This window comes from Cytobacillus horneckiae (genome assembly GCF_002835735.1).
Classification (GTDB): domain Bacteria; phylum Bacillota; class Bacilli; order Bacillales; family Cytobacillaceae; genus Cytobacillus; species Cytobacillus horneckiae.
The window spans coordinates 50,202-69,391 of record NZ_PISD01000002.1; the positions used below are offsets into that span (position 1 = coordinate 50,202).

The window sequence follows — 19,190 nt, forward strand, 5'->3', positions numbered from 1 at the left end:
ATAAATGTGGTTGATAAGTCCGCTGTTTTATTTGTTGGCTTGCCTAAAGATTGATTTGATTTGCTGAGTAATAAAGCAGTCGATTTTAGGTTCATTTGAGGATTCAAAATTTGGTATCACCATTGCACTCTGTAACCAGTTTCTCTGCCTTTTCCGTTTTTTTGGTTCCAGTTTTGCATTCTATGACCAGTTTCTCTGCTTATTCCGCTTTTTTGGTTTCAGTTTTGCATTCTATAAACACTTTTTCCGCTTTACCGCTTTTTTGGTTTCAAGTTTTCATTCTATTACTATTTTTTCAGACTTTTCCTCTCTTTAAGTTTCAGTTGTTGTTCATAACTTGATCTTTAACTAGGTTATCCGTACCCACAAATTCTTTACTATCCTGTGGATATGGCTTGATCTCACTTTTTCTTCCTGGGGACAAGTCCGCACGAATATAGATTATGGCCACTTTACCCACAAATATATGCACATGCTGCCTATTTGTGGGGACAACTTCTACTTTTCCACATAAAAAAGGCCTAAGCTACGGCACTCATAGCTCAGGCCTTCTTGCAGACTATTTTAGTCTTCTTTTACCATTTCTTCGTATTGCTCAGCTGACATTAGGTTGTCCATTTCGCTTGAATCAGATGGCTCAACAACGATCATCCATGCTTTTTCGTATGGAGATTCGTTAACAAACTCAGGGCTGTCGCTTAGTTCTTCGTTGATTTCAACGATTTTTCCACTGATTGGGGCATAAAGCTCAGATACTGTTTTTACAGATTCAACGCTTCCAAAAGGCTCGTCAGCAGTTACTTCATCGCCAACTTCAGGTAGTTCAACAAAAACGATATCGCCAAGTTCAGATTGTGCAAAGTCTGTAATACCAATGCGGACTTTATCTCCTTCTGTTTTTACCCACTCATGCTCTTCAGAATAACGTAATTCTTTAGGTGTGTTCATTACTCATACCTCCATTAAGGAATTTTTATTTTATGATCGATTGATCGACCTTCTTTGGGTCTATGACGGACTTGGTCACATCATAATTACTTCCATACTTTTTCAAACTCATCTTCTTTGAAGCCAACTGTTACCTTCGCGCCATCTGTTGTTAATGGACGTTTGATTAACATCCCGTCAGTAGATAGCAAGTCTAATAGCTCATCTTCAGATGCAGTCTTTACTTTATCCTTTAAGCCAAGTTCGCGATATTTTTGCCCACTTGTATTAAAGAATTTTTTTAATTCTAATCCGCTGTTTTTATAGATCTCTTCTAATTTTTCACGAGATGGCGGATTTTCGACAATATGTATGTCTTCATAAGAAATTTGTTGCTCGTCCAGCCACTTTTTAGCTTTTCGACAAGTTCCGCATTTCGGATACCAATAAAAAGTAAGCGCCATGTTTTTCACCACCCTATTTTATCATATCCAGATAATTTAATACTATTGCTCTGCACTAGAATACCACATTTTTGTTCTTTTTCATAATAATAATTATAATAATTCTTATTTAAAAAAGAACATAATTTAATCGACAGAAATTTTCCCGATATAATAAAAGCTCCCTTCTTAATCGAAGGGAGCATTTTAATTAATTATAATACATAACGCTCAGCTTCGATAATTTTCTCAGCTGCTTCGCGTTTTTTCGCAATTACGTTGATTGGTGTATGACGAGTAAATTTGCGAAGAGCTGACATCATCATGCGAAGTGCATCACCATCTTCAACTGCCACAAGCGTTTCTTTTGCGATAAGCTCAATTTGATTGAATGCTTCTTGACAGAAAATTTGCGTATATAGAAGTTTCTGATTGGCTTTTTCTGCTCCATCTTTGGCAATGGCTTTTTCGGTACGCAGAATAACAGATTCCATTGAGTAGGCGTAAGATACAAGGTCAGCAATGTTCACAAGGATTTCTTGTTCGCTATCCAGTGCTTTACCATATTTTTGAGCACCTAATCCTGCTGCTAATAGCGCAATTTTCTTCGCATTTTTCACTAAATATTTTTCTTGTGCTAAAGGCTCATCGCCAGGCTCTTCTGGCATCATCATCATTAGCTCTTCCTGCAGGCCTTGCGCTTTTTCAAATAGCGGGAGTTCACCTTTGAACGCCTTGCGCAAATATGTGCCTGGCACTAGAAGTCGATTGATTTCATTAGTTCCTTCAAATATGCGGTTAATACGGGAATCACGATAAGATCTTTCCACTTCATATTCAGCCATGAAACCATAACCGCCATGAATTTGCACAGCTTCATCAACTACATAGTCTAATACTTCAGTAGAGAAGAACTTATTCAAAGAACACTCAATAGCATATTCAGCAATCGATTTTGCGACTTCTTTACCGTCTTTCACTTCTTCATTTGAAAGGAGGCTCATACGCTCATCGAATAATCCTACAGTGCGGTATACAGAACTTTCAGCCGCATAAATTTTAGAAGCCATTGTACCAAATTTTTCTTTAGTTAAGTTAAACTGAGAAATTGGTGTTTTAAATTGTTGACGTTGATTCGCATACTCAACACCTAATTTAAATGCATGTTTTGATCCGCCAACTGCACCTACACCTAACTTATAACGACCGATATTTAAAATATTAAACGCAATCACGTGACCGCGTCCAAGCTCACCTAGCAGATTCTCTTTTGGTATTTCAGCATCTTCTAAAATTAATGTACGCGTGGAAGAGCTCTTAATACCCATTTTCTTTTCTTCTGCTCCAGTAGATACACCTGGGAATTCTCTTTCTACAATAAAAGCTGTAAATTTATCACCGTCTACTTTTGCGTAAACAACGAATACATCCGCAAATCCAGCATTTGTAATCCATTGTTTTTCACCATTTAAAATATAGTGTGTACCCTCAGCGTTTAATTTGGCTGTTGTTTTCGCTCCTAGTGCATCAGATCCTGAGCTTGGCTCAGTTAGCGCATAGGCTGCAAGCTTTTCACCGGTTGCAAGCAGCGGCAAGTATTTTTGTTTTTGCTCTTCGTTGCCAAATAAAACGATTGGCAGTGAACCAATTCCTACGTGTGCACCATGAGAAATGGAGAAGCCTCCTACCCTTGCCATCTTTTCGGCAATTAATGCTGAGCTGACCTTGTCTAAGCCTAGTCCGCCATATTCCTCAGGTACATCTGTGCCAAGCAACCCAAGATCGCCTGCCTTTTTCAATAATTTAACAGAACGATCAAATTCATGCTGCTCTAAATATTCCACTTGAGGGACAACCTCGTTTGTAACATAATCCTCTGTTGTTTTTGCAATCATGATTTGTTCTTCAGTAAAATCCTCTGGCGTATACATTTGTTCATATGAAATATCTTCGATTAAAAAGCTCCCACCCTTAATAAACTTTTCAGTTTGGTTTGACATGTTATTTTCCTCCATTTTTTAAAATTATGAAATTTCTTATTACTTTCCAACTTAAGCAGATACAAGGCATGCAGTTTACAGTAATTCAAATACGCCGGCTGCGCCCATTCCTCCACCAATACACATCGTGACAACACCAAATTGTTGGTTTCTCCGCTTCATTTCATGGATCAACGATAATGTTAGCTTTGCTCCTGTACACCCAAGCGGATGACCTAAAGCAATGGCGCCGCCATTCACATTTACTTTTTCTTCATCGAGTCCTAATTCACGAATGATTTGTATTGACTGAGAAGCAAAAGCTTCATTCAATTCAAATAATCCGATATCCGATTGCTCTAATCCTGCAAGCTTTAATGCTTTTGGAATCGCAACGATTGGACCAATGCCCATCACTTCAGGAGGCACACCACCGACAGCAAAAGATCTAAATTTCACTAACGGCTGCAAGCCTGCTGACTCGGCTTTCTCTCTATCCATAACCATCACTGCAGCCGCACCATCGCTTGTTTGCGAAGAGTTTCCAGCAGTTACAGAGCCTTTAATATTGAATGCAGGTCTCAGCTTTGCTAATGTTTCAACTGAAGAATCTGCACGCACACCTTCATCTTGACTAAATTGGAAGATTTTTTCCATCACTTTATTGTCCGCACCAATATTTCGCAAAGTCACATCTACTGGCACAATCTCATCTTCAAATTTGCCTTCACTAATTGCCTTGGCAGCTTTTTGATGGCTGCGTACAGCAAATGCATCCTGGTCTTCTCTGGAAATGCCATATTTTTTCGCAACTTCTTCAGCTGTATGGCCCATGCCCATATAATATTCAGGTGCAGATTCTGCTAATTTTACATTTGGGCGTACAACATGGCCCATCATCGGTACTAAGCTCATAGATTCTGCTCCGCCAGCAATGATTGTATCTGCATGGCCAATCATGATTTTCTCAGCAGCATTGGCAATCGATTGCAGACCTGATGAACAGTATCTGTTAATTGTAATCGCCGGGACTGTATGAGGCAGACCAGCTAGTGCACCAATATTTCTTGCCATATTCAAGCCTTGCTCTGCTTCAGGCATTGCACAGCCAATAATTAAGTCATCTATATTTCCTTCATAATTTCCTGCTCGTTTTAATGTTTCTTTTACTACTAGTGCTCCTAAATCATCAGGTCTGACGTTAGCGAGTGAACCTTTTTTCGCTTTTCCGACCGGTGTACGGGCACCTGCGACGATTACCGCTTCTCTCATCTCGTTCCCTCTCCTTTATTTTGTTAAGTTTTCTGTTTCCCTTAATCTATTAATCTATTAGTTACGGAGTGGTTTTCCTTTTAAAAGCATATGCTGCATACGTTGCTGAGATTTTGGTTCTGCAATAAGCCTTAAGAATGCTTCCCTTTCCAGGTCTAACATGTATTGCTCATCCACTACAGTTCCATGAGGCACTTTTCCGCCTGCAATGACATAAGCAAGTTCTTTTGCTATTTTTAAGTCATGATCAGAAATATAGCCTGACAAATGCATTGCTTGTGCGCCTAATAATAATGCCGCATAACCTGTCTCTCCAACGACTGGAAATTGACTTCTTGCAGGTGCTCTGTAGCCTCTATCAGCTAGCGATAATACAGCTTGCTTCGCATCATATATTAAGTGATCACCGTTTATACTGATGCCATCTGCAGCTCCTAGGAAATTATTATCACGTGCTTCTGCGCCAGAAGTTGATACCTTTGCCATTGCAATCGTCTCAAAAACTTTATTTGCTACATTTTGAAGGTCAAATGTAACACCCGCCGGCAGTCCTGCTAAATGTTTTAGATACAATGATTTATTTCCTGCTCCCCCAGGTATCAGGCCGACTCCTGCTTCAACTAATCCCATATATGTCTCACTTGAAGCCTGGATATGAGCCGCGCTTAAGCAAACCTCTGCTCCTCCGCCTAGCGTCATACCGAATGGTGCAGCAACAACTGGTTTCGAGCTGTACTTAATTTTCATCATCGCATTTTGGAATTGACGAATGACCATGTCTAGCTCATAGAAATTATCATCTTGTGCTTCCATTAACATCATGCCGATATTTGCACCGACACAGAAGTTTTTGCCTTGGTTAGAAATCACAAGTCCTTTATAATTCTTTTCGACCTCGTCAATGGAAAAGTTTATCATTTGAATAATATCAAGACCTATCGCATTGCTTTTTGAATGAAATTCCAAGATAGCGACGTCATCGCCAAGATCAATTAAGCTAGCCCCTGTATTTTTCTTAATTACTCCCTTTTGCTGCTTAATCTGTTTAAGGTTAATCACTTTCATGTTTTGCTTCATTTGTTGATATTCACCATTGCTATAGAAGTAAAGGTTCCCTTCTTCCTCTTTATAGAAAGAATGGATTCCATTGTCGATCATTTCTTGAATCCATAAAGGAATTTCTGCTCCTTCAGACTTCATTTTTTCAACCGATTGCTCAACGCCGATTGCATCCCATGTTTCAAATGGGCCCATCTGCCAGCCGAATCCCCATTTCATTGCTTCATCAATCGCCACTATATCGTCCGCAATTTCGCCAAATAACTCAGCGGAATAAAGCAGTGCCGGACTTAATACATTCCATAGTAATTTGCCTGCACAATCGTCCGCATATACAAGCGCTTTCATTTTATTAACAGTCCCTTTTTGCTGTTTTGCAAGTTCAACTGCTTGTGTTTTCAACTTTTTACGAGGCCCGTATTCTAAAGTTTCTGGATCAAGCTCTAAAATTTCCTTCCCTTGCTTTAAGAAAAAACCTTGGCCAGATTTACTGCCTAGCCAGCCTTTATCAAGCATTTTTTGGATAAAATCTGGGATTTCAAATACGTCTTTTTCCTTTCCTTCAACTTGGTCATATACGTTTTTAGCTACATGTGCGAATGTATCTAATCCAACAACATCCAATGTCCTAAATGTAGCACTTGACGGCCTGCCAATTAAAGGACCAGTAATTGAGTCTACTTCACCAACGCTGTATCCTCCTTTAAGCATTTCTTGTACAGTTACTAACAAGCCATAGGTACCTATTCTGTTTGCAATAAAATTGGGTGTATCCTTCGCTTCTACAACACCTTTTCCAAGTACATCCTCACCAAACTCCTTCATATATGTAAGGACTTTAGCATCGGTCGCAGATGTTGGAATCACTTCTAATAATTTTAAGTAACGCGGAGGATTAAAGAAATGTGTACCTAGGAAATGCTTTCTGAAATCTTCAGAACGCCCTTCTGCCATTGCTTCAACCGAAATTCCTGATGTGTTCGAGCTTACAATGCTTCCAAGACGGCGATATTGGTCAACTTTTGAGAACACTTCTTTCTTTACATCAAGGTTTTCAACAACTACTTCAATGATCCAGTCAACCTCTTTTAAACGCTCCATATCATCCTCAAAGTTACCTGCTTCAATTAGTGCGATATTCTTTTTGGAGGTTAGCGGTGCTGGTTTTTGCTTTAATAATTTTTGTTTTCCAGCTTCACTGATTTTGTTGCGGACTTGCTTATCTTCAAGGGTTAGCCCTTTTGCTTTTTCAGCATCTGTTAATTCGCGAGGAACAATATCTAATAGTAGTGTCGGTATTCCAATATTAGCTAAATGAGCCGCAATACCTGAACCCATGACTCCTGACCCAAGGACAGCAGCTTTTTTAATTTGTTGGATCAACTTTATTTCCTCCTTCAATTTTGAATGAATACTCATTCATTTTTCCTAAAAAAAAATATCTGAAGAATGAGTATGTTGTTGTTATATACAATAATAAAATATTTAAAAAATTTAATCAATCATTTCACCATCGAAAATTGAAAATTTTTTAAATTTAATTTTCCATAGAAAAGCACAGTAAAAATAAATGATTTGGATAACCTAACATTGGAGGTGATGTGAAATGGCAAAAATGAAAAAGAATCCTTCGAGAGCTGGCATTAGCGCAGCAAGCGTAAAAGGCAATGCAGGTCCCGGTGTTGAAGAAACTAAAAATAAAGTAAATAGCCAAAATAATCAATTTAAAAAATAACTGCTTTCTCTCTCTCACATCAATCGATTCACAATAGCTTAACATTCGTGAGTATGATGATGTTGGATATTATATAAAAATAGAAAATGGAGGCGAAAAAATGCAACAACAAAACACAAATTTCTCTAATCAGCAAGGTGTCATGCAGCAGCCGCCAGTCATGGTATCTACAAAAGATGCTCTTTACTTTAATGATATGCTTTCATGGAATTTACTTGCTATGAAAAAAGCCCATTTTTATGCACAACATTGTCAAGATCCGCAATTAAAGGCCGCTTTTGAACAATGTGGACAAATGCATCAACGTCATTATGAGCGAATTCTCCCTCATCTGAATGGACAAAGTCCACAATTCACAGGAATGCAACAATAAAAAGGAGGCGAATGACTTGAGCCAAAATCAGAAAAAGGTCCAAAATCCTGAAAAACAAATTGCGAAAACACCTGAAATGAATGACAGAGACTTTACAAATGATCTTTTAGCCACAGAAAAGTATATGAGTGATTCTTATTCGATTTATTTAAATGAAGCTAGTAATCAGAGTCTGTATGAAGATTTTTTATCCATCTTTACAGAAACTAAAAACGAGCAGCGCCATCTGTATAACTTAATGTTTGAACGAGGCTGGTATTCTTTAGATGCAGCTGATCAACAAAGCCTGCAACAATCCTATCAGCAATTCCAAGGGTACTCTAACCAATTCCCTTATGGAAATAATGGCGGCATCCAATAAGCAATAATCTCTTTAGGTCTGATAGAAAGAATAATGAGGCTTCAGAATGTAGGTAAAAATCAACTTCAGGCTGATTGACCGTGTTTGTCGCATTCATAGCGCAAGCGTGTGTCAACAGCCTGTAACTTTACTATTATTTATTTTTTTCTATTTTCATCATTTAACTGCTTTATTTCTAAAATAATTTCTTTAAGCCCACTCTTTCCTTCCGGATATACTTCATTCCAATGCTTTACTAAATGGGGCATTTGTTTTGCGATAAAAGAATATATGACCCATATTTGCACCTTTTCTTTTAATTCTGGATTTGTCTCTCCTAATAAGAGCTCTGTATACTTCTCCATCAGCCCATCTATTTGCTCAGTTAAATTTTGCTTCACCTTCATTCCCTCCTATCAGTTTATGTTCATTAAAGATAACATGAACCAATTATTAGAAAAACACAAGCAATTCCATGATGCATTCATAACCTTACCAAAGTTGGAAACAATAAGTTGAAACATCGTTAAAAGTGTATGCCTTCAGAGCGAAATGAATGTAAGCATACTTTCAATATAGTGAAATTTCCATCGGTGAGAGGTTCTTCTTCATCCCCACTGATGGTTAGTCCCGTTCTGCTGTCGATAGGATCTCCATTATGCTTCGACTAATCGACAGTTCGAACACGTTTAGTTCAAATATACCTTTGAAATCTGGCTTTTACGGGAAGTTGATTCCCCACTCCTCCTTAAAGTCTTAAAGTACGGGTCTTACAGCCCGTTAATACGGGATAAATCAAATTTGCGTTCGGTTATCCACATTCTAAATTGATGGTGATTTTAATGAGCATATGGGATAAATTCAAAAAAAAAAATGAGGACTGGAAAGTACTTTTAAAACAATCAACGGATTATCAATCGACCTATTATATTAACAAAAAGACGAATAACCGTTTTGGCTTTCACTTTTTTTCGACCTTAATCGATGAACAAATTATCCAGGAAAGTGCATTGCCGCCGCTACTTAATGAAGAATTTAAAACATTAGATGACATAAAAAAAATAGTTCCAATTGCAGATGTTCAAATTTTAGAGGACACTACGAAAATTGAGGAAAAACTATTAAATGGTTATGTCATGATTACCATGGATTCAGACAAGAAAAAATATGCCTTTGTGGCCGCTCAAAAAGAAATTGTTCGCAGTCTGAGCCAGCCTGAAATAGAATTCTCTGTCATTGGACCGAAAGAAGCTTTTGTCGAATCTATTGGGCAAAATTTAAACCTGATTAGAAAAAGACTGCCTATAAAAGAACTTATTTCGCAAGAATTCACAGTAGGAGAATTATCTAAAACACGTGTAGCCGTTTTACATATTGAAGGTCTGACAAATAAAGAAAATGTCGATACAGTAAAGCAGCGGTTAGAAAATATTAAGATTGATTCAATTTCTGATAGTTCATATATTGTTGAACTTCTCAGTGACAATTCGAATTCTTTATTCCCGCAGCTGCTTGATACTGAAAGACCAGACCGTGTCGCTGCTATTCTTGCAGAAGGGAAAATAGCCATTATCGTTGATGGCTCGCCGCATGTGCTAATCGCGCCTACAACATTAATTGAGTTTTTTAGTGCATTTGAGGATTATTTTTTAAACTGGATTATCGCTTCATTTTTCCGACTGGTCAGGGTATTTGCAGTTTTCTTTTCCATTTTGGTTACACCCATTTACGTCGCCGCTCTCACCTATCATTTTGAGCTTGTACCTGCCGATTTGTTAGGGACATTAGTTACATCACGAAGAGCGATTCCATTGCCGCCTATACTTGAAGCTTTATTCCTCGAACTGACGATCGAACTATTAAGAGAGGCTGGTGCACGGCTGCCAACAAAAGTTGGCCAAACAATCGGTATCGTTGGCGGTATTGTTATTGGTACAGCATCGGTTGAAGCTGGATTGACTAGTAATGTTCTGCTTATATTCGTAGCATTAGGCGCACTGGCATCTTTTACAACTCCAGTCTACAAAATGAGCAATACAATTAGGGTGCTCCGGTTCCCTTTTCTGCTGTTCGCACAGATATGGGGCATGTTAGGAATTGTGTTTTGTTTTTGCATTTTAACTGCCCATTTGCTGCGATTAACTTCACTTGGCAGACCATTTCTTGCGCCGATATATCCGTTAAGAATAAAGGATATGAAAGATTCTGTCATCAGGTCCCCGCTGCAAAATATGAGCAGAAGGCCATCTGTTTTGAGGACGCAGAATCCATATCGTTTTAATTCAAAAAAAGCGAAACATAATAAAGATATCGATGAATGATCGATTATCGGGGAGTGAATAAAAGATGGACAGTCATGTTGTTCCAGAAACTTCAAAAGTTTCGCCCTTTCTTCTCTTTTACATCATTATATCTATTCAAATCGGAGTCGGTGTTCTCGGATATCAGCGTGTTATTGCAGAACATGCAGGCTATGACGGGTGGATTTCCATTTTAATAACGGGTATTGCAGTTCATATCGTTATGTGGATGATGTTTAAAATGGCTGAGACAACTGATGGAGACATTATTAAAGTTCATCAATATGTTATAGGGAATATTGCCGGTAAAATCATCAGCTTTCTCCTTATTATTTATTTTATGCTTTATATTTTAGTCATTTTATTAAACTACATTCAGGTCATCCAAATATGGATGTTTCCTGATTTAAGTACTTTCTGGTATACACTAGCATTTATGGCGCTCTGTACATATGTCGTATTTGGAGGCTTTCGAACCGTTGTTGGTGTCTCATTTTTTGGAATGGTCTTACCTGCCTATTTACTAATTACGTTAGTATTTACATTTAGGTATTCAAACTTTACACAGATTTTGCCTATCCTTGACCATTCCTTAATCGATTTGCTCACAGCCTCGTACCATATGTCACTTACTTTCGTTGGATTTGAGATCATATTATTTGTATACCCTTTTATTAAGGAACCCCAGAAGTCAAAAAAGTGGGCCCATTTAGCTGTTTTAGTGACTACATTGTTTTATACTTTTTTAGCGATATTAACCTTTGCCTATTTTTCGGAAGGTCAGCTGCAAAAAACAGTTTGGGCTACTTTATCCATGTGGCAAATTGTTCAGCTTCCATTTGTCGAAAGATTTGAATACATAGCTGTAGCAAACTGGAATCTAATTATTCTCCCCAATATATGTCTATCGCTTTGGGTAGCATCACGACTGATTAAACGGACTATTCATCTAAAACAAAGAAAAGGAACAGTAATTATTGCAGCGATTATTCCACTAATAACCTTGCTATTTAAAACGGGTGAACAAGTACAGAAATTATCTGAAATAACACAGAAAATAACATTTGGATTTGTCTTCGTCTATATCCCGTTATTATTCATTGCCACAATGATTGCTAAAAGGGTGAAAAAACAGTGAAAAAATTTCTGATCCTATTAATAATGGTCATTTTCTTAAGCGGTTGTGTAGAGAAAAGGATTGTTGATGAAATTAATATTGCTATTGCGTCTGGCTTTGACCCAAGTGATGGAGATAAGAAATTCAAAACTACTTTTCTTATGCAGGATTTTCAAGAAGATATGTCAGTGCAGAACCGTACCATAACTAGTGAGGGAGATGTACGGAGAGAAATATTAATCGGCTCAAATAGACAATCTCCTTCTCCAGTTGTTGTGGGCGGTATGCGTTTAACCCTCTTTGAAAAATCGATTGCAAAAAAAGGGATTAAAGATTATATAGATACGTATCAGCGCGATGCAACAATTGGGACAAGAATCTTTTTTGCAACAACGGAAGGAAAGACGGAGGAATTATTAAAAGGAAACTATGGTCCTCAAGGGAACGGTTCTTTCATCTCTGATCTCATTGAACACAATATTAGGCAGGGAGATGTGCCGAAAACAAATCTTGCTTCTTTTTTGCAAGATTATTACCAGAAAGGCAAAGACGTATATTTACCGCATATAAAAAAAATTAATGATAAGAATGTGGATATAAGTGGTTTAATGTTATTTAAAGGGTCGAAGGCTCTTTATATTCTTCCTAGTGACAAAATGTTCTATTTTAAATTGCTAGTCGATCGCTACAGCAAGGGAGAGTTTACGGTCAGTTTAGAAGATGGCAGCGAGGCTTCCGTTCATAGTATTATTTCTAAGCACAGGCTAAAGATGGATAAAAAAGACCCTTTACACCTTTCCATTGAAATTAATATAAAAGGGAATATTAAAGAATACACCGGCAATAAACTGAACCCTAAAATTATTGAAGCAATCACCAAAAATCTTGAAGAAAAAGTAGAAAAGGAATGCATCCAGCTAGTAAAAGAGTTTCAAGAGAAAGAGATTGACCCTGTTGGTATTGGCGCTTACTACAAAACCCAGATACGCGGTTTCGACTATGAAAAATGGAAGCAGACGTACACTGATTTATCGGTAGATATTAAAAGTGATGTGGAAATTATTGAAACTGGCGCTACTTATTAACTGAAAAAAGCGGTACCTGTCGTATAGGTATCCGCTTTTATTTTGTTAACTTGTACTTGAAAACATATATTTCTTATAGTGATATCTTATCGAAAAAATCAATCCCATTGCAAGCATATTCCCCATCAAGGAACTTCCACCATAACTTATGAATGGAAGCGGTATGCCTGTAATAGGCAATACGCCAATAGTCATTCCAATATTCTGGAATACGTGGAATGTAATCATACTTATGACACCGACACAAATATAAGTATAAAAAGAGTTTTTAGTTTCCATGCCTACCTTTGTTATATGATAAATTAACAAGAAAAACAGGCTGATTAATATACTTGCGCCTACAAAGCCAAATTCTTCGCCAATTATACTAAAAATAAAGTCGGAATGGCTTTCTGGCAAATATACTTCACGCGTGCCAAATCCTTTGCCTGTTGTTTCTCCTGAGCCAATGGCAAGCAATGATCTTGTGAGCTGAAAACCCGTTGAACTCTGGTAATTATAAGGGTCCAGCCACGAATAGATTCTACCAAGTTGATAGGTTTTTACGCCAAGGTACTTTTCTAATAATTCAGGATGCCAAATAACAAAATAAAAAATAGTAGATGCCAAAGCCACGCCTGTCCCAAAAATAGGGGCAAGAATTTTCCAGCTTATGCCCGAAATAAAAATCATCCCAAGCATGATAGAAATAAACACGAGTCCTGTTCCTAAATCTGGCTGCATCATTATTAGTATTAACGGAAGACCTGTCAGCACTAAAATTTTCATTAATAACGTAAAATCTGTTTTCACCGTTTTAACGAGATGCTTTTGATGATGATCATCTATCACTTTAGCTAAAGTGATAATAATAAAGACCTTTACGAGTTCTGCAGGCTGAATTTGTCCCATCACAGGAAAGCGTATCCACGCCTTTGCCCCGTTAATAACTGGGGCAATACTTTCAGGAGCAACAATCAGAAAGCCTAGCATCAATAGTCCAAATCCATAAACATACCATGCAATCTTCTTTAATTGATCCGAATCCAGTGTAATTACTAGTGCGATTATGCCAATACCAACTATATACCAAACAATTTGTTTAAGAAAAAAATTATCTCCGTATTGACCAGTAGTTTGTGCACTATAGATGGAAACACAGCTAGCCAAAAACAATAAAAACAATATTAAAACTAACGTATAATCCAGTTTTGGTGGGGTAGTTCTATTAGAAGTCATTATTCAATCTCCTTATAAAAGGCACATTATCCATGTGCAAAAACAAAAAATCCAGTTGTTCATTGTAGAAATAAATTAAGATTGTGTACAATAGTTCATTATATTTTTATTATGTCAAAATCACAACTACTAACCACCAATGGAATCATTTTCCTAATCATTAAATATTTCATTTGACCCTGTACTAAAGTATCGTTGACTAATGTCATCTCGCATCCACGCTATATTATTCGGTACCTGCGGGATAAAATATCCGATGAAGATGGGGGTTGTCACATAACGGGGGACAATTTTCGTATAAACCTCGCCCTTATGCCTGTAAAAAAATAAATTATAGCTGTTACAGCTAAACGGAAAGTCATTTAAGATATACCTTGCTGCCAACTGAATATATTTGGCAAATGCAGTGATAGCATTCATGCTTCCGAGCTTCACATTTAATTCGTAAAACCCTACTCTCGGCAAGGTAGAAATCGAAAATACTGCTCCATCCTTCTCATCTATGACTAAGCCTGCAAAATCGCGATCTTCAACTTTTTCCTGATAATTTATATCTTTTAACCCTACAATCTGCATATGAGGATGGGCAATGCTTCCTCCAGAGAATGGTCCGTGGTTTTTAAAGAAAATAACTGATTCAAAATCACCGGTTTTCTCCATCTCTTGCCAATGATTTAAACCAAAAGTAATTAATTTTATTAAATGCTCTTCTGAGTATGTTGAAAGTTCCCCATCGCACTCATCAGTTTCAATTAATACCGTTTGATGAGCATTTTCCAATACTGGGAACTTATTTTTCAGCAAAATAATGGAGTCCTCTACTGCGATAATATCAGTAAGCTGATCTCGTTGGCAGAATGGACAAATTTGTTCTTTATTGCGGATACTATTCGGTTTCTTTACGCCAATGCCTGTATTGAAAAATAAATGAGTATTTGACATGCCTTTTCTCTCCCGCTTTCATACTTACATATATATTATAAAGCTCTTTTGCTAAAGAATGTGATATTTTAATCTTTTCATATATTATTTTCGCGTTAAAAAAGGATATCTGAATGATGTCAGATATCCTTTTTATCTTATTCTACTGTCAATTCCTTTTCAATATGCTCATGAAGGCCTTCTTCGTTTTCAACATGAACAACCACTTTATACTTACCACTAGCTTTGAAGGTATGAGACGTTTCATAGTCGCCTGCATTCTCCTCTTCCATATCTACCCATGCAACTTGATGTTCATCCTTATTATTGACGATTTCTAATCTAACCATCGCACCTTCAAGTGCTTTTTCTTCATGAAGAATCGTTGCCTTTAGATTTGCTGCTTTATTTGCCTGAAGCTTGTCAGGTGCTTCCAAAGTGATTGCTACACTGTCGGAATGTCCATGGTCATGTCCATCTGCGTCTGCTTCATCACCATGATCATGATGTTCTTGTTCCTCCGCATCTCCAACTATGATCTGCTTTTGCGGCATTGTATGCATGCTTCTTGCAGTTACATGTGATTGCACTAAATAAACACCGTCTTCAGAAAATGTCTTTGCGGCAATATACCTTCCATCCGCATCATGTGTAGAATTGATTACCTCACTATCTTCCTTCTGGCCTTCTTTCCATATTTCAAATTTTACCTCATCAGCATCTTCAACAGCTTCCTCACCTTGAGTGACTGTTACACTTAAAGTAACTTCTTCATCTTTATCTGCTGTTTCAGGTATATCTAAATTTGCCTCTATTGCTGCTGGTACTTCGCCATTATTCGATTCAGTTTCTTCATTTGATTGACCGCATCCTGCTATAACAAGCATACTAATAAATAAAACGAACATCCACTTCTTCAAACTACTCCCTCTTTCTATATATAATTGTCTTAAATATACAATTAAATTGTGATAGAACAATGAAATCTAATAGAATTCTTTAAGCTAACAATATTCATTATAACCTAATAAATCAAAATGGAAAGAAACAATAGGATTTTAGCACTTTTTATGTTTAAATGAAATGTAAAAATGGAGATGAACTGAATGAAGCTAGCTATTGTTACCGGCGCATCAAAAGGACTCGGGGCTTCCATTGCCGAACAGTTATTAGATGCAGGTTTAGGGGTATTCACTTTATCCCGGACTAAAAATAAAAGACTAGAAGAAAAATCTCGACAATCAACAAAAATATATAAGCACTTTACTTGTAACTTAGCATCCGTCAACGATATTGAACAAACCATGTTACAAATGATTGTATCCGGCCATAACCTAAATATTTCTACCATCTATTTATTTAATAATGCAGCTGTAATTAAGCCAATTGCCAATGCAGGATCCATCAATCATTCCGATCTCATTCACCACACACAAGTTAATTTCAACGCTCCCGTAATGATAACAAATATGTTACTAAAGCAAGCAAAAGTTCCTTGTCAAATCATTAATATTTCTTCAAGTGCCGGCGAAAGGCCACTTCAAGGTTGGAGTATTTACAATAGCATGAAAGCAGCTATCAATATGTTTACAAAAACGGTTGCATTGGAACAAAAATCCGCCGGAACAGACCACAAAATCATTTCATTTAACCCAGGAATCATGGATACTCCAATGCAGGAAACGATTCGTTCGTCCACACGAGAAGCATTCCACGATCTTGAAAGATTTAAAAGCTATAAAGAGAAGGGGCTTTTACAAAGTCCAGACAAAGTTGCCTCTGCCTTACTTAATCTTTGTTTACACGAAGAGATGATAAGCGGCCACATCTATGATATTTCTGATTTATAATAATTTCTTTGTTTAATTTGTACTTACATTGGACATACTAATCTTACAAGTGTATAAATCCCCCTTTTATTTGCTTCCATTTGGAAGCATTTTTTTTTGCAATATAGAAGAGAGATTCATATTCCTAAGATCCTTTCATATTTCACACGTAAATGGGAACACTAACCATTGAAGAAAGGAGTAGATCTTATGACTAAAAAATATAATAACGGCAGCAAAAACCAAAACTCTCCTAAAGGAAATCAAGATGCCAGCATAAGCGGCGACAACAGTAAAGGTAATAAACGAAATAAGGATCAGAGCGATAAAACAGACAAAATATAAACTCAAAAAGCAGCGAAATGGACTTCGCTGCTTTTGCTTTTAATCAGCCTAATTTTTCATCATATGTGTTCCTTGCTATTAATAATATACTCAAAAATGAATATAAAATTTTATTAGTATGTTAATTTCCATTATAATGAAAAAGAAATCTCAGTCTGCAGACTTAATTAGATTTCATTCTATAGCTCAATTCTTTCTCATCATTTTTTCTATAAAATAAAGATATCTTAAATGAAAGCAGGTATGGCTGTGAAAAGAATTTTGCTTATCTTTGCCATTATGATTGGTTTATATATTATTTTCATCAACACTCCCAGCTGGTTATCGTTCGGAAAAAACGGCACAAACGCTGAAGAAATTAACAATGTTGAATTAATTAAAATGGATATTTCATCTGCAAGAAGCATCATTATTCCAGAGAGCAGGGATAATGTCGAAGTAATTGTTGATGGAAGAGGTCATGCAAGTGTAGACAAAAAAGGAGATACTTTAGAGGTCATTTATAAACGCAATTGGATGGATGGCTTATCATTTTTTAATAATAGTGCCGAAGTAAAAGTATTTATTCCCGAAAACTATGAAGAAGAGATGCAAGTAAATGTTGGCTCAGGTTCAATTAAGCTAGCTGGAGACTCTGAGAAAACCCCCCTTAAACTTAAAGCGCTTGATGTTAATATGAGTTCTGGAAATGTAGAATTATCGAACCTTGAAGTAGATAGCTTTAAACACGAAGGCTCATCAGGGAAGCTGAGTATTGATAGTATGACTGTTCAATCGAGTGATATTAACATGAGCTCTGGTATTGGTAGAATCACTAATTACACCGGTGAACTTGATGCCGATATTTCTTCTGGAAAAATGGATATTCATTTGAAAGAATTAACGGGAGACATGAATATTTCTGCAAACTCAGGAGCAATCACACTAGATGTCCCCAATAATAGCGACTTTACCTTAAAGGGAAAAACAGGCAGCGGACATATCTCATCTAAGCTAGCGCTTGATAAACAGGTAGAATCTAAAGGGGAGCTAGAAGGATCAATGGGCACTGGAAAGCATCAAATTAAATTGACTGTTTCAAGTGGGTTTGGAGAAATAAGATAATATGGTTTAACTAAACACATAATAGAAGCTATTGAAAATGAATTAAAAATCAGCGAGGGAATTATTCATATTCCTTAGCTGTTTTTTTGCCTAAAACTTTCACATACGAAAAAACCGATAAATCTAAATTAGATTTATCGGTTTTTTACGCGCCTTAGAGGATTCGAACCTCTGACCGACAGCTTAGAAGGCTGTTGCTCTATCCTGCTGAGCTAAAGGCGCAAATATGTAATTTAAATAAAAATGGCTCCGCAGGTAGGATTCGAACCTACGACCGTTCGGTTAACAGCCGAATGCTCTACCACTGAGCTACTGCGGAATAGGATTATATAATGGTGGGCCTAAATGGACTCGAACCATCGACCTCACGCTTATCAGGCGTGCGCTCTAACCAGCTGAGCTATAGGCCCCTATTGGAGCGGGTGAAGGGAATCGAACCCTCATCATCAGCTTGGAAGGCTGAGGTTTTACCACTAAACTACACCCGCAATTAAATAAAGAGCAGAAATACCGGTGGTCGGGGTCGAACCGACACTCCAGAAGGAACACGATTTTGAGTCGTGCGCGTCTGCCAATTCCGCCACACCGGCATAAAAGGCAACACCCGGATTTGAACCGGGGATAAAGGTTTTGCAGACCTCTGCCTTACCACTTGGCTATGCTGCCATACACTGGGCTAGCAGGATTCGAACCTACGAATGACGGAGTCAAAGTCCGTTGCCTTACCACTTGGCTATAGCCCATTAATATTAAAATTATGGGGCGGCTGATGGGAATCGAACCCACGAATGTCGGAACCACAATCCGATGCGTTAACCACTTCGCCACAACCGCCATAAACTTTGGCAGGGGTAGTAGGAATCGAACCCACATCAAAGGTTTTGGAGACCTTCGTTTTACCATTAAACTATACCCCTATCATGGTGGAGGGGGGCAGATTCGAACTGCCGAACCCGAAGGAGCGGATTTACAGTCCGCCGCGTTTAGCCACTTCGCTACCCCTCCATATACTATTAACATAAAACTTAAAAAGGTGGCTCAGGACGGAATCGAACCGCCGACACAAGGATTTTCAGTCCTTTGCTCTACCGACTGAGCTACTGAGCCATATACATTGAAAAAATGGCGGTCCGGACGGGACTC

18 protein-coding genes and 11 tRNA genes are annotated in these 19,190 nt (G+C 37.6%); 9 read left to right on the plus strand and 20 right to left on the minus strand.

Annotated features, from left to right (window positions below):
* Positions 1–564: 564 nt before the first annotated feature.
* The 5 genes from gcvH to CWS20_RS00720 form a co-directional block, all read right to left on the minus strand.
* Positions 565–948, minus strand: coding sequence for a glycine cleavage system protein GcvH (gcvH, locus tag CWS20_RS00700; RefSeq protein ID WP_066190404.1), 384 nt, complete (start codon positions 946–948; stop codon positions 565–567).
* An 86-nt stretch (positions 949–1,034) separates the two neighbouring features.
* Positions 1,035–1,391 carry an arsenate reductase family protein gene (locus CWS20_RS00705; protein WP_066190402.1) on the minus strand — a complete coding sequence of 119 codons (357 nt, stop codon included), beginning with the start codon at positions 1,389–1,391 and terminating at the stop codon, positions 1,035–1,037.
* Positions 1,392–1,585: 194 nt separating this feature from the next.
* Positions 1,586–3,370 (minus strand): acyl-CoA dehydrogenase FadE, encoded by a 1,785-nt coding sequence (locus CWS20_RS00710; protein WP_066190400.1) that lies wholly within the window; start codon positions 3,368–3,370, stop codon positions 1,586–1,588.
* A gap of 75 nt (positions 3,371–3,445) precedes the next feature.
* The gene (locus tag CWS20_RS00715) at positions 3,446–4,621 is read right to left on the minus strand and encodes an acetyl-CoA C-acetyltransferase (RefSeq protein WP_066190398.1); all 1,176 of its coding nucleotides are present in this window, start codon (positions 4,619–4,621) and stop codon (positions 3,446–3,448) included.
* A 57-nt stretch (positions 4,622–4,678) separates the two neighbouring features.
* Positions 4,679–7,063 carry a 3-hydroxyacyl-CoA dehydrogenase/enoyl-CoA hydratase family protein gene (locus CWS20_RS00720; RefSeq protein WP_066190395.1) on the minus strand — a complete coding sequence of 795 codons (2,385 nt, stop codon included), beginning with the start codon at positions 7,061–7,063 and terminating at the stop codon, positions 4,679–4,681.
* A gap of 223 nt (positions 7,064–7,286) precedes the next feature.
* Here CWS20_RS00720 and CWS20_RS00725 point away from each other — a divergent pair, with 223 nt between their 5' ends.
* The 3 genes from CWS20_RS00725 (at position 7,287) to CWS20_RS00735 (ending at position 8,149) form a co-directional block, all read left to right on the plus strand.
* Positions 7,287–7,415 (plus strand): YuzL family protein, encoded by a 129-nt coding sequence (locus CWS20_RS00725; RefSeq protein ID WP_083957161.1) that lies wholly within the window; start codon positions 7,287–7,289, stop codon positions 7,413–7,415.
* 100 nt (positions 7,416–7,515) lie between these two features.
* A complete protein-coding gene (locus CWS20_RS00730) occupies positions 7,516–7,788 on the plus strand; it encodes a ferritin family protein (RefSeq protein ID WP_066190392.1) in 273 nt (90 codons plus the stop codon).
* A 76-nt stretch (positions 7,789–7,864) separates the two neighbouring features.
* Positions 7,865–8,149 carry a spore coat protein gene (locus CWS20_RS00735; RefSeq protein WP_066192031.1) on the plus strand — a complete coding sequence of 95 codons (285 nt, stop codon included), beginning with the start codon at positions 7,865–7,867 and terminating at the stop codon, positions 8,147–8,149.
* A 137-nt stretch (positions 8,150–8,286) separates the two neighbouring features.
* On the opposite strand, the gene CWS20_RS00740 is transcribed toward CWS20_RS00735, so the two are convergent.
* A complete protein-coding gene (locus CWS20_RS00740) occupies positions 8,287–8,529 on the minus strand; it encodes a DUF2573 family protein (RefSeq protein ID WP_066190389.1) in 243 nt (80 codons plus the stop codon).
* A gap of 441 nt (positions 8,530–8,970) precedes the next feature.
* Here CWS20_RS00740 and CWS20_RS00745 point away from each other — a divergent pair, with 441 nt between their 5' ends.
* From CWS20_RS00745 to CWS20_RS00755, 3 genes are read left to right on the plus strand one after another with little or no spacing between them, the layout of a single operon-like run.
* Positions 8,971–10,449, plus strand: a complete 1,479-nt coding sequence (locus CWS20_RS00745; protein ID WP_066190387.1) for a spore germination protein — start codon at positions 8,971–8,973, stop codon at positions 10,447–10,449.
* 25 nt (positions 10,450–10,474) lie between these two features.
* On the plus strand, positions 10,475–11,566 hold the full coding sequence (locus tag CWS20_RS00750; protein ID WP_066190385.1) for a GerAB/ArcD/ProY family transporter: 1,092 nt from the start codon (positions 10,475–10,477) through the stop codon (positions 11,564–11,566).
* On the plus strand, positions 11,563–12,630 hold the full coding sequence (locus CWS20_RS00755) for a Ger(x)C family spore germination protein (RefSeq protein ID WP_241504117.1): 1,068 nt from the start codon (positions 11,563–11,565) through the stop codon (positions 12,628–12,630). Before CWS20_RS00750 ends, CWS20_RS00755 begins: the two co-directional genes overlap by 4 nt.
* A 45-nt stretch (positions 12,631–12,675) precedes the next feature.
* Here the strand turns inward: CWS20_RS00755 and CWS20_RS00760 are convergent, their stop codons facing one another.
* The 3 genes from CWS20_RS00760 to CWS20_RS00770 all read right to left on the minus strand — a co-directional run bounded on the left by CWS20_RS00760 (position 12,676) and on the right by CWS20_RS00770 (position 15,689).
* Complete coding sequence (locus CWS20_RS00760) at positions 12,676–13,848, minus strand: FtsW/RodA/SpoVE family cell cycle protein (protein ID WP_066190382.1); 1,173 nt, start codon at positions 13,846–13,848, stop codon at positions 12,676–12,678.
* Between the two features lie 153 nt (positions 13,849–14,001).
* On the minus strand, positions 14,002–14,790 hold the full coding sequence (locus CWS20_RS00765) for a DUF4931 domain-containing protein (protein WP_066190379.1): 789 nt from the start codon (positions 14,788–14,790) through the stop codon (positions 14,002–14,004).
* Between the two features lie 137 nt (positions 14,791–14,927).
* Positions 14,928–15,689 (minus strand): FixH family protein, encoded by a 762-nt coding sequence (locus tag CWS20_RS00770; protein ID WP_066190374.1) that lies wholly within the window; start codon positions 15,687–15,689, stop codon positions 14,928–14,930.
* A gap of 186 nt (positions 15,690–15,875) precedes the next feature.
* Between CWS20_RS00770 and CWS20_RS00775 the strand changes: the two genes are divergently transcribed.
* From CWS20_RS00775 to CWS20_RS00780, 3 genes are all read left to right on the plus strand, one after another.
* On the plus strand, positions 15,876–16,619 hold the full coding sequence (locus CWS20_RS00775) for a (S)-benzoin forming benzil reductase (RefSeq protein ID WP_066190371.1): 744 nt from the start codon (positions 15,876–15,878) through the stop codon (positions 16,617–16,619).
* Positions 16,620–16,808: 189 nt separating this feature from the next.
* Positions 16,809–16,943, plus strand: coding sequence for a hypothetical protein (locus tag CWS20_RS28905; RefSeq protein WP_276328287.1), 135 nt, complete (start codon positions 16,809–16,811; stop codon positions 16,941–16,943).
* A 249-nt stretch (positions 16,944–17,192) separates the two neighbouring features.
* A complete protein-coding gene (locus CWS20_RS00780) occupies positions 17,193–18,047 on the plus strand; it encodes a DUF4097 family beta strand repeat-containing protein (RefSeq protein ID WP_066192026.1) in 855 nt (284 codons plus the stop codon).
* Between the two features lie 148 nt (positions 18,048–18,195).
* Here CWS20_RS00780 and CWS20_RS00785 read toward each other — a convergent pair.
* The 11 genes from CWS20_RS00785 to CWS20_RS00835 all read right to left on the minus strand — a co-directional run bounded on the left by CWS20_RS00785 (position 18,196) and on the right by CWS20_RS00835 (position 19,154).
* Positions 18,196–18,269, minus strand: a tRNA-Arg gene (locus CWS20_RS00785).
* 22 nt (positions 18,270–18,291) lie between these two features.
* A tRNA-Asn gene (locus CWS20_RS00790) sits at positions 18,292–18,366 on the minus strand.
* 14 nt (positions 18,367–18,380) lie between these two features.
* Positions 18,381–18,457: transfer RNA gene (locus CWS20_RS00795), tRNA-Ile, on the minus strand.
* A gap of 4 nt (positions 18,458–18,461) precedes the next feature.
* Positions 18,462–18,535, minus strand: a tRNA-Gly gene (locus CWS20_RS00800).
* A gap of 20 nt (positions 18,536–18,555) precedes the next feature.
* Positions 18,556–18,637, minus strand: a tRNA-Leu gene (locus CWS20_RS00805).
* A gap of 5 nt (positions 18,638–18,642) precedes the next feature.
* Positions 18,643–18,713, minus strand: a tRNA-Cys gene (locus CWS20_RS00810).
* 5 nt (positions 18,714–18,718) lie between these two features.
* Positions 18,719–18,790 (minus strand) — tRNA-Gln (locus CWS20_RS00815).
* A 15-nt stretch (positions 18,791–18,805) separates the two neighbouring features.
* Positions 18,806–18,881: transfer RNA gene (locus CWS20_RS00820), tRNA-His, on the minus strand.
* A 9-nt stretch (positions 18,882–18,890) separates the two neighbouring features.
* Positions 18,891–18,964 (minus strand) — tRNA-Trp (locus CWS20_RS00825).
* A 4-nt stretch (positions 18,965–18,968) separates the two neighbouring features.
* A tRNA-Tyr gene (locus CWS20_RS00830) sits at positions 18,969–19,052 on the minus strand.
* Positions 19,053–19,081: 29 nt separating this feature from the next.
* A tRNA-Phe gene (locus tag CWS20_RS00835) sits at positions 19,082–19,154 on the minus strand.
* Positions 19,155–19,190 lie beyond the last annotated feature (36 nt).